Source organism: Donghicola eburneus, from assembly GCF_900115865.1.
Classification (GTDB): domain Bacteria; phylum Pseudomonadota; class Alphaproteobacteria; order Rhodobacterales; family Rhodobacteraceae; genus Donghicola; species Donghicola eburneus.
This window is the reverse complement of record NZ_FOXY01000021.1, coordinates 19817-30015: the sequence shown is the minus strand read 5'-3', so window position 1 is coordinate 30015 and position 10199 is coordinate 19817. Positions and strand designations below refer to the sequence as shown.

The following is a 10199-nucleotide window of genomic DNA, read 5'->3' as shown; positions in this document are numbered from 1 at the left end:
CATCTCAGACAACAGTCAGACGATAAGGACGCGACCATCGGCGTCGTCTGGCTCTGCTGTCATTCGAGGGACAGCGACGCTGCGTTATGCACGAATGGCCGCAATGGCGGACCACATTGCATCGTTTGGAAGTGGTAGCCAAGGGCAGCTACGGGCCGCGAATGACGTCTGCCGACTATGAGCATACGCTTCTGACGCTGCGCGGCCGCAAGTCCGCTCTCAGCCCATTCCAACCCTGGCGTTGAGTTACCAAGGCTGGTGAAGCGGACCTTTAGCTTGAGATCATCAGACGACCAATGCGCGGACAAAGCGGGCCTACGGCGAATGGCTGCTTCCCGTGCGTACAGAAACAAGTGGGTTTGGAACCTTTTTGTTCGCTATCGTTATTCTTTGTCCTCCAAAAGCATTTTCCAGCCCTGCTTCACCAAGACATCCCCCGATCCGTCGTCGAGCGTCTCCACCAGCAGAAGTGCAAAATTTCCGCCGGCACTCCGCGGCAAGATTTCCTGAAGGGTCACGCGCGCTCGAATGACCGTGTCGGGCTCTACCGGACGAGCAAATCTGATTTCCTTGATCTCTGCACCGATGAGAGGATGTTCGCCGAAAGGTCGGGCATCGACCACAAGCCGCATCGTGGCCGAAAGAACATGCCAGCCACTTGCGACCAGCTGCCCGAAAAAGCTGTCTTCGGCGGCCTTATGATCGACGTGCATGGGCTGCGGATCAAACGACTGCGCGAATGCCACACAATCAGCCGTGGTGAGAGCAGCTGTGCCGCTCTCGATGCTTTGTCCTACTTCCAGCATTTCAGTTCACTCCAAAGTCAAGCATGCATTTTTGCGCCCTTGGTGATCTTGTCGATGATCTTCTTCTCTGCCCGCAGGGCGATGCCAACGACCTTCGCATCTTCAGGACCATGTTCGGCAAAGACGGCCCGGTTGGCTTCGTCATGACCTGTCGAGAACATCTCCTCGATGTAGAGGCCATGAGGCACGTCGCGTGAAAGGGCGCGGTTGTGGACATTCTTCAGCGTGCCCTGGTCAGCCGACAACACAATGACGGGCTGGATGCAAAGGCTGTGATAGGTGTGTCCCGCCGCGTCGCGGTAGGGTTCGCCCATGATCTCAGGATTGGCGCCGGTGATGCCGCTCATGAGGAAGGCTGTGACATTCAGCTTCTGCCAAGTGGCGAGGTCTTCCCGAACGACGATGGCGATTTTGGTATCGAACATGAATTTTTCTCCGTTTTTTGTTGTGCCTGTCGGCATTCGATTGATTAGCGCGGGGCAGCTCCGCAGATGCTGGCGATCATGCTCCAAGCGAGTTCCAGCCCCGAAGTTTTCCAGCCCAGCCCTACGGCGACGCCAATTGGCAGGAGCAGCACCAGAGGCAGGCAGACTTCCAATTTTGACAGTGAAGGCTTCATCCGGTGTTTTTCTGAGTTCTGGAGGCAACAAAGGGGCTGTCATTGATTGGCCAATGGAGAGCCGCAGCCACAAGGCCGAGGGCCGCAGCGACGGCCCAACCGAGCTGATACGAGCCGTAAGCCTCGAAGAAAATGCCGCCAAGGCGCACTCCGATGAACGAGCCGATCTGGTGGTTCAGGAAAAGGATGCCGAAGAGAGTGCCGATATAACGGACACCAAAGACCTGCGAGACAAGACCGTTGGTCAGGGGCACGGTTCCCAGCAACAGAAAACCAAGAGCGGCCGAGAAGGCGTAAATGCTGGCTCCGCTCATGGGCAATAACAGGAACAAGCTGATAGCTGCGGTTCGCGCGAAATAGATGCCAACAAGCAAATTCTTCTTGCGGTAAGTTCCACCCCAAAGGCCGAACAGATAGGTGCCCGCGACATTGAACAGGGCCATGAGTACCAGGGCCATGACCCCGACCGAAGCATCAAGTCCGTTATCGGACACATAGGACGGAAGGTAAGTCTGCGCGAAGGTCAACTGAAAGCCGCAGACGAGGAAGCCGAGGTTCAGGAGCCAGAACCCCTTGTGCCGGAGCGCGTCGGCAATTCCCGGTCCGCCTTGATGTGTCGCTTCCGCCGTTGAGGTGCTGCCAGATCCGAATGCAAAGACCAGCGGCAACATGACCGCAGCGGCTCCGCTGAAAATTAATAATGCTGTCTGCCAATCTGTCATGTCGATCAGCATCTGCGACACCGGCACCATGACGAACTGGCCCATCCCACCAAGCGCACCTGCCAGACCGAGCGCCCAACTGCGGCGATCGTTTCGCACCGTGCGGCTGAGGGCCGCGTAGACAACACCGAAGGTCGTGCCGGATTGCGCAACGCCTACGCAGACGCCTGCGGCCAGCAGGAATGCCCCCTCGGATGCGCTGTAGACCATCCCTGCAAGTCCGAGGCCATATAAAATCAGGCCAGCCGCGATGATCCATAGTGCGCCGAAACGATCAGAGAGCCAGCCCGACAGAGGCTGGCAGAGACCCCAAGCGAGATTTTGCAGGGCAATCGCCTGAGAGAAAATCTCACGGTCCCATCCACGATCCATTGTCATCGGGATCAAGAATAGGCCTTGGACATGTCGCGCGCCGAGGGCCAATCCCATGATCAGCCCTCCCGCCAGAATGGGTGTCCAGTCTCTCCTGGCGGCGGATGTCCCGGGGGCGGTCATTTCAGCCAGCCCTCAATGCGATCAAGCCCTTCGCTCACATCTCTCTGGCTGCCTGCGTAGGACAGTCGGATATGTCGCGGGCCGAGGACGCTGTCGAAGTCGATGCCAGGCGTTACGGCGACGCCGGTATCCTGCAACAGCTTGCGCGCAAACTGCATGCTGTCGCTCGTCACGTGTGCAACATCAGCGTAAAGGTAAAAGGCACCGTCCACTGGATGGAGCTTGCCAAGACCGAGAGAAGGCAGCCTTTCCAGAAGCAAGTCCCTGTTAGCGGCATATCCCGCCTTCACCTGCTCCAATTCCTCGGTTGCATCGAACGCTGCCTGCCCGGCAATCTGCGCCACCGCGTTCACGCATAGGGACAGATTCTGGGAGAGACATTCCAGAGTGCGTGTGAACCGTTCCGGCACAACCATCCAGCCTATGCGCCAGCCGGTCATGCAGTAGTATTTCGAGAAGCTGTTGATCACGACCACCTCGTCCGAGAATGAGAGTGCGGTTTCCGTGGGGAAGCCGTAGACGAGGCCGTGATAGATTTCGTCCATGATGAGACGAATACCGAGGCGCTTGCAGGCTTCGACAATGGCCTCGAGGTCCTTCGGCGCAATCATCGTGCCGTTTGGGTTGTTCGGGCTTGCTAGGATCAGTCCTTTGAGATCATGGCGCGCATGGGCCTCCGCCAGCATGTCCGGGGTGATCGTCCAACGGGTATCCTCCGTGGTCGAGATCTCGATGGCTCCCAGCCCGAGCGTTTTAAGGATGTTTCGGTATGCGGGGTAGCCGGGTGCAGGCAAGGCAACATTGTCGCCAACATCGAACAATGCGAGGAAGGCAAGGTTGAAGGCTCCTGATGAACCCGTCGTGACTACGACCCGGTCAGGCGCGATCTCCAGCCCATGAGCCTCGGCATAGTAGCATGCAATCCTTTCGCGAAGCGACGGAATACCAAGCGCCTCGGTATAACCGATCTTGCCATCGCGAACGGCGCGCTCTGCGGCCTCCCTGACCACCCGCGGCGTCGGCGCAGCAGGTTGGCCGACCGCCATGTGGATGACCGAGCTTCCTTTCCTCTGAAGGTCGAAAGCCGCCGTCATCAAGTCGATTGCCTGGATGGGAGCGATCACACTCCGCTTCGAAAGGTCGTTCATGCTTGCCTCAATAGCTGGAGACTGCACCTGGCGATGGCTCAGCCCTTGAGGTTGGTGTTCTATGCCAAGATCGTGAGGAGTGGGTTGCGTTTTTACGCGATAAAGTGATAGATTTGACAACCTGAAGCCAACATTTTCGATTCTTGTAGCTCTGAATGCCAATGCACCTCGACTCCATTGACCGCGCCATCCTGCGCACGCTTCAACGCGAGGCGAAAATCCAGAACATCGAACTCGCGGATCGTGTCGGTCTGTCTCCGTCGCCGTGTCTTCGACGCGTCCGCCTTCTGGAAGAAGCGGGTGTGATCGAGGGTTACTCCGCGCGGGTGAGTGCGCAGAAGGTGGGCTATGACCTGACCTTCTTTGCTCGCGTGTGGGTGACAGGCCCGCACGAAGACACGATTGCGGCGTTTATCGACGCGGTCTCAAAGCTGCCCGAGGTCGTCGAGATACACATGATGGCCGGGGACTACGACTTCCTCCTGAAGATCGTCGCAGCGGACCTCGACGCCTATCGTCGGTTCAGGGTGGAAAGGCTGGGTCGCATTCCATGCATTCGGGACATCAAGTCCGATATCCCGATGCAGAACGTGAAGCAGTCTTGGGAGCTGCCCCTCTGAGCGAACCACGACCTCACCGCTTTCGGCCGCAAGGATCACGACGCGCAGCCCTATTCCTGAATCAAGGAAGCTTCGCCCCGACCGAAGGACCAATCTGGCTTGTCCACGGGCACCAGATTGATGAAAACATCCTCAGGTCGGATAGGCGACAGGCTCGCACCGCAATAGTCGCCAGTAGGTTAGGCAGAGCAGAGCGCTCAACAAAACCTCCGGCTTTTCGTCGCTTAGTAGCTGCGAGCATAGCCGACATTCGCAGCGGCCTGACGAACGGACAATGAGGGCTCCAAGCGGCCGATCGCTGCGCTCTGCCTGAGAGGCCGCTTTCGAGAAATGATCTCTGCGGAGCCAGGTGCGCTTCCTGCGCATCGCCGCCATTCATGACCGGCGCAGCGAAGGTCGGGGTCCGCCCTTTCCGAGGGGCCTCAACGGCACATAAACGGTGCTCAACTGACTTTGGCAAATTCCGGCTGTAAACTAAGTCGCCTCAAGCGCATCTAATCTGAACCCATAACCGCGCACTGTCGTGATTTGCACTGTGCTTGATGCTCGTTTCAATTTTCGGCGTAAATAACTGATGTAGACGTCAACGACATTTGCTGTGTGGTTCTCTTCGTCGCCCCAAACCCGTTCTAGCAACGCATCTCGCGACAGTGCTTGGCCACGTGCGGACATGATAGCGCGGATCAAGTCGTACTCCCGTCCAGTCAGATCGATCATGACAGTTCCGCAGAATAACTGACGTTGAGCGGTACGAAGAACCAGATCACCGCATGTCAGGTGGTCTTGCGGAGAATAACCCGTTGCTCTTCGGATCAAAGCGTCAATGCGGACCGACAGTTCTGCATTTGAAAATGGCTTTGTCATGTAATCGTCAGCGCCGAGCCTCAAGCCTCTCAGTATATCTGTCTCGCTGTCGCGGCATGTGAGGAAGAGGATCGGCGTTGTAATGCCGCCCTCTCTTAATCTCTGACAGATTTCGAACCCTGAATAGGTCGGCAGCATCGCATCCAGAACGATAGCATCATAGACGCCGGAACTGGCACTGGTTAGTCCCGCCTCGCCGTCACTCACAAGTACGGGCTGTTTTCCAGTACGGCTTAAACTGTCTGAAATCAACTCCCCAAGGTCGGGATCATCTTCGACGATCAAAATATTCATTTTACAACCTCAAGCCAGTTGCCGGAGCGGCAAGGTCACCTCAAAACGCGCGCCACTTCCAGTTTGTGTCAAAATAACCCGCCCGCCATGATCCTTGGCAATTTGCTCTGCCATCGACAATCCGATGCCGCTGCCACCCTGAAAAAAACTCGCGCCGCGGTCGAACACAGCATCGCCTTCAGCGACGCCAGGTCCATGATCCGTGATTGCGATAGTGACGTTAATCGGCCCAGCAAATACATCAACGCAAAGTGGTTCAGCTGGCGTAGCGAATTGCAATCCATTCTCAATAATGGCATCAAACATGCGAACGAGGGCCTCTCGGTCCCCTTCGATTTCATATGGTCCGTCTTCATCGGTGGTAAATGTAATGCATTCGCCGTTTGGCAAAACGCGAAGCTCAGCAATCCGATTATCCAGAAGCTCGGCGACTTCTAACACATTCTGCATCTGGATCAGCCTCCCATCATCAGATTGTGCAAGTTGCATCAGATCCGAGACCCGTTGAGTGACTTTGTCGATTGAGCTTAAAGCGGTCGCCTGCCTGCGTTCGTCGGCAGCGATCGCCTCGACCGATCCGCGTGCTATGGCCAAAGGGGTCTTCAAGCTATGACCTAGGTCAGCGAGGAAGCGTCGGCGCGTTTCATCTACTTGTTTCAATTTGGAAGCACTGAGTTGAAGCGCAGCGGTGCGCTGCTCGAGTTCACGCTCAATGTACACTCTGGCGGAAACCTCTCGCTTAATCTTGCTAGCAACGACTTGGAGCGCAGCGTCGAGCCGATCTGCCGACAGCTCTTGAGGGACGGGCTTCTCAATCGCCATCTCACCGAGGCCCTGAGCCAGCACGGCATCCCGACTGCGCTGGTGTACAAACCCAAAGAGCAAACTCAAGAGACCTGACGAAATCGAAATAAGCAATAACGCCCCAGCACGAATATCGAAGGTCCGCTGCTCTTTGCCTAGGTTGCCAAGAGCAGTTGTCATTTCTTCTCTTTCATCCTCCAAAATCTCGTTCACCAGATTAGTGATCGCCGCACGTTCAACTTCCAATTGCGCAAGCGCGGACGTTGCGTCGGGCATAATGTCCGAGGATTGGCGTATGTTCACGACGCGCTGTGTCGCTGCGACTGTTTTCACCACGGTGTCCCGCAGCTTCCTTGGACGATCGAGCTCGCTTTCTTCACCAGCGCGCTCGCTTTCCGAAATCATCGCAAGCTCTTCGACGGTCAAGCGGTCCAGAATTCCAAGTGAATGGATCGCGTCCCGCTCAAACCGTGCCAATGCGGCTTTGGCAGTCAGAATGTCCGGCTCCAAAACCGCGGTCAGCAATTCGTTGTGGAGGCTACTGCCGAGCTTATCTAGCGCAGCGATCTGCGCTGATGCTTGAGTGATCCGTGAAATCTGATGCTGTGAATGAGCGCTGTGCAGATAACCAAAGATTCCCAGCACACAGCCGGAAATTACAAAGACAAGACGGCACAGAATGATCAAGGGATTGCTCTTTCTCGTTCAGATCGTCGCCCCACGCCCCCGTGCAGCCAGAACCAAGGGATTAGAACTGATCACGACTCCCATTCCAACGTAGTTTAGGACAAACGACTAGCCGTTCGACCATTAGGACCATGGTCTAATCCCATTCTCATAAAGCTCTCAGAGTCTTCAAATAACACTCTCAGAATTGCTCCATACACTGCGATCAACACAATGATTTGGAGTTCCCATGTTAAAGAGCGTAGCATCAGCGGTCAGCCTGAGCAGCTTGATTTCGACATCGGCGATGGCGCTGAATGTGGAAATCCCGATGCTGGTGCGCGAGACCGAAGAGATCGCGACACTCTCTAACCTTGATCCCTGTCCTGCAGATCTGAGCATTCAAGGCGCCGAACTCGCTATCGCGGACAATACAACGACGGGAAAGTTCCTAGGACACCAGTATAGTTTGAAGATCCACAACCTCTCCGTGGACGGTGATCTGGCAGATGTTGCCCTGAGCATTCTGGCAGATCACCAAATCATTATAACAGATCTGCCGAGCGAAGATCTGCTCCAGATCGCTGACCTGCCCGAGGCGGCGAACGCCTTGATCATCAACGCGACCGCCGAAGACAGCGCCTTGCGCGATGGGGCCTGCCGCGCGAATGTCCTGCACACCGCGCCGTCGCTGGCGATGCGGACCGATGCTCTGATGCAGTACTTCCTGTTCAAGCGCTGGGGCAAACTGGCGATGATAGAGGGCACCTATCCTCAGGACACAGCCTATGCCGAGGCGTTGCGCTATTCGGCGACAAAGTTCGGACTGAAGGTTGGCGAGACCAAAACATGGGCCTTTGACGCGGACATGCGCCGGAATGCGGCTGCCGAAGTGCCTTTGTTCACCCAAGATTTGCGCGATTATGATGTCTTGCTGGTCGCGGACGAGGCCGAGGACTTCGGGCGCTATGTGGCCTATAACACTTGGCTCCCTCGTCCAGTGGCAGGCAGCGAGGGCATCTCTCCGCAAGTGTGGGCGCCCGTTGTCGAACAATGGGGCGCGGCGCAGCTGCATTCGCGCTTCGAAGAATTGGCAGACCGCAGCATGAAGCCCGAAGATTACGGCGCATGGGCCGCCGTCCGCAGCATCGGAGAGGCCGTCACACGTACCAACGCCACAGATGCGCCGACCCTGCGCGATTACATGCTGTCGCCCGAGTTTGCACTCGCGGGGTTCAAGGGCACGCCCCAGACATTCCGCGCGTGGAACGGCCAAATGCGCCAACCCGTGCCACTGGTCACCAGCCGCGCCATGGTCATGCAGGCCCCCCTTCCCGGCTTCATGCACCAGACCAATGAACTCGACACCTTGGGCGTGGATGCGCCCGAAAGCTCCTGCACCGCTTTCAAGGAATAATCATGCGTATCTCGACACTTGCTCTGATGGCGGCGATGGCCGCGCAACCCGCCTTTGCCGATGAGATCTGGGTCTCTAACGAAAAGGACGACACGATCAGTGTCATTGACATCGAAACGCTCGAAGTGACCCGCACCCTTGAAACGGGCGAGCGGCCCCGCGGGATCACCTTTAGCCACGACTACAAATACGTCTACATCTGCGCGTCCGACAGCGACGCGGTGCAGGTGATGGACCCCGACACGGGCGAAATTCTGCACGACCTGCCCTCGGGCGAGGACCCCGAACAGTTCGTCCTGCACCCTGACAACAAGCACCTCTATATCGCGAATGAGGACGACGCGATCACCACCGTGGTCGATGTCGAAAGCCGGACCGTTGTCGCGCAAATTGATGTGGGGATCGAACCCGAAGGCATGGCCGTCTCGCCCGATGGCAAGATCGCGATCACGACCTCTGAGACCACCAACATGGCTCATTGGATCGACACAGAAACCCAAGAACTGTTTGCCAACACGCTTGTGGATTCCCGCCCCCGCCACGCGGAATTCGTGAAAGACGGGGCCGAGATGTGGGTCAGCGCAGAGATCGGCGGCAGCATTTCCGTCTTTGACACCGCGACCCAGACCGAGACGGCCAAGATCACCTTCGAACTGCCGAACATCCACCCTGACCGCATCCAGCCCGTGGGCTTTGAACTCGGCGAAGGGGACAAGTTCGCCTATGTCGCGCTGGGGCCCTCGAACCACTTGGCCGTCGTGAATGCCGAAACCTACGAGGTCGAGGATTACATCCTGGTCGGTCGCCGCGTCTGGCACATGGCGTTCAACGCGGACAAATCGCGACTGTTCACCACGAACGGCATCTCTGGCGATGTCACTGTCGTGGACGTGGCCAAGCGCGAGGCGCTGAAAACAATCAAGGTGGGCCGCTTCCCGTGGGGCGCTGCCTTCCGCCCAACCAACTAAGGGAGCAGACCCATGAGAAAGTTCATCACGATGCTGGCGATCGCCGCCACCTTGCCCATGGCCGCCATGGCGGACGACGACGGCGATGATGACATGCAGTTCGGCATGGCGGGTTTGCTGTCCGCCAAGAACAAGCATGACCTAGAGCCCATCCAGCTGAGCGCGGGCATGCCGCTGACGTCAGAGCCTTGGGTCCTGAAATCCGGCAGTTACTACGAGTTCGAAATCCAAGGGGATGGCAGTCAGGAACTGGCGCTCGTCGGCCCCGAATTCTTCCGCGCGATCTGGATCGACGAGATCGTGGTCGAAGGGTTCGAAATTCGCCCCCTCGGCCTCGACTCCATCGAATTCGACGAAGCCGGCGAGATGGAAATCGGCTTTATCGCGCTCAAACCCGGCTCTTACTACATCAAGATCCCCGGCAGCACCGGAGAGACACAGCGACTCGACATCACCATCGAATAATCATCTCAAAGCCCTTGTTGGGCTTTGAAAAGCTGCCTGCTGTTTCGCCCCTCCTGAGCGAGCTTCCCTAGCACAGCAGGCAGCAAAAATTCATATCTGGAAAGACAGAACTGCCGCTAGTTTCAGCTTTGAGTGGGTCGTTACAACTTCTCTCAGACACTGTCCCTTGCTCATATATCAGAGGCTTTTGAGACCGACTTCGCCGCGGGTATTGCCAACTGGTATATAATGTGGGCTTCGAGGCGACGACTTTTATGCAGATGCCGACCGAATTGCCGCCCCTTGTCCGACGTCAGCGCCAAAGGGATAGG

The 10199-nt window shown here is 57.0% G+C and carries 11 protein-coding genes; 4 read left to right on the top strand and 7 right to left on the bottom strand.

Translation table 11 applies throughout. From position 1 onward, the window contains the following. Nucleotides 1-383: 383 nt before the first annotated feature. The 5 genes from BM225_RS20270 to BM225_RS20255 all read right to left on the bottom strand — a co-directional run bounded on the left by BM225_RS20270 (nucleotide 384) and on the right by BM225_RS20255 (nucleotide 3790). Entirely contained in the window at nucleotides 384-806 is a 423-nt protein-coding gene (locus BM225_RS20270) for a MaoC/PaaZ C-terminal domain-containing protein (RefSeq protein WP_092465355.1), read from the bottom strand. A gap of 17 nt (nucleotides 807-823) precedes the next feature. Beyond that, nucleotides 824-1231 (bottom strand): DUF2000 family protein, encoded by a 408-nt coding sequence (locus tag BM225_RS20265; protein WP_092465354.1) that lies wholly within the window; start codon nucleotides 1229-1231, stop codon nucleotides 824-826. A gap of 44 nt (nucleotides 1232-1275) precedes the next feature. Next, on the bottom strand, nucleotides 1276-1425 hold the full coding sequence (locus BM225_RS21910) for a hypothetical protein (protein ID WP_177218673.1): 150 nt from the start codon (nucleotides 1423-1425) through the stop codon (nucleotides 1276-1278). Further along, a complete protein-coding gene (locus tag BM225_RS20260) occupies nucleotides 1422-2576 on the bottom strand; it encodes an MFS transporter (RefSeq protein ID WP_092465353.1) in 1155 nt (384 codons plus the stop codon). Before BM225_RS20260 ends, BM225_RS21910 begins: the two co-directional genes overlap by 4 nt. A 62-nt stretch (nucleotides 2577-2638) precedes the next feature. Then, a complete protein-coding gene (locus BM225_RS20255; RefSeq protein WP_092465352.1) occupies nucleotides 2639-3790 on the bottom strand; it encodes a pyridoxal phosphate-dependent aminotransferase in 1152 nt (383 codons plus the stop codon). Nucleotides 3791-3951: 161 nt separating this feature from the next. Between BM225_RS20255 and BM225_RS20250 the strand changes: the two genes are divergently transcribed. Beyond that, nucleotides 3952-4410 carry an Lrp/AsnC family transcriptional regulator gene (locus BM225_RS20250; protein WP_092465357.1) on the top strand — a complete coding sequence of 153 codons (459 nt, stop codon included), beginning with the start codon at nucleotides 3952-3954 and terminating at the stop codon, nucleotides 4408-4410. A gap of 474 nt (nucleotides 4411-4884) precedes the next feature. Here BM225_RS20250 and BM225_RS20245 read toward each other — a convergent pair whose 3' ends face one another. After that, on the bottom strand, nucleotides 4885-5568 hold the full coding sequence (locus tag BM225_RS20245; RefSeq protein WP_072704367.1) for a response regulator transcription factor: 684 nt from the start codon (nucleotides 5566-5568) through the stop codon (nucleotides 4885-4887). 9 nt (nucleotides 5569-5577) lie between these two features. Further along, entirely contained in the window at nucleotides 5578-7059 is a 1482-nt protein-coding gene (locus BM225_RS20240) for a sensor histidine kinase (protein ID WP_092465351.1), read from the bottom strand. Nucleotides 7060-7288: 229 nt separating this feature from the next. On the opposite strand from BM225_RS20240, the gene BM225_RS20235 reads away from it, so the two are divergent. From BM225_RS20235 to BM225_RS20225, 3 genes are read left to right on the top strand one after another with little or no spacing between them, the layout of a single operon-like run. Then, complete coding sequence (locus BM225_RS20235; RefSeq protein ID WP_245780562.1) at nucleotides 7289-8455, top strand: ABC transporter substrate-binding protein; 1167 nt, start codon at nucleotides 7289-7291, stop codon at nucleotides 8453-8455. Nucleotides 8456-8457: 2 nt separating this feature from the next. Continuing rightward, entirely contained in the window at nucleotides 8458-9423 is a 966-nt protein-coding gene (locus BM225_RS20230; RefSeq protein ID WP_092465350.1) for a YVTN family beta-propeller repeat protein, read from the top strand. A gap of 12 nt (nucleotides 9424-9435) precedes the next feature. After that, on the top strand, nucleotides 9436-9888 hold the full coding sequence (locus BM225_RS20225; RefSeq protein WP_092465349.1) for a hypothetical protein: 453 nt from the start codon (nucleotides 9436-9438) through the stop codon (nucleotides 9886-9888). The last annotated feature ends 311 nt before the right edge of the window (nucleotides 9889-10199 follow it).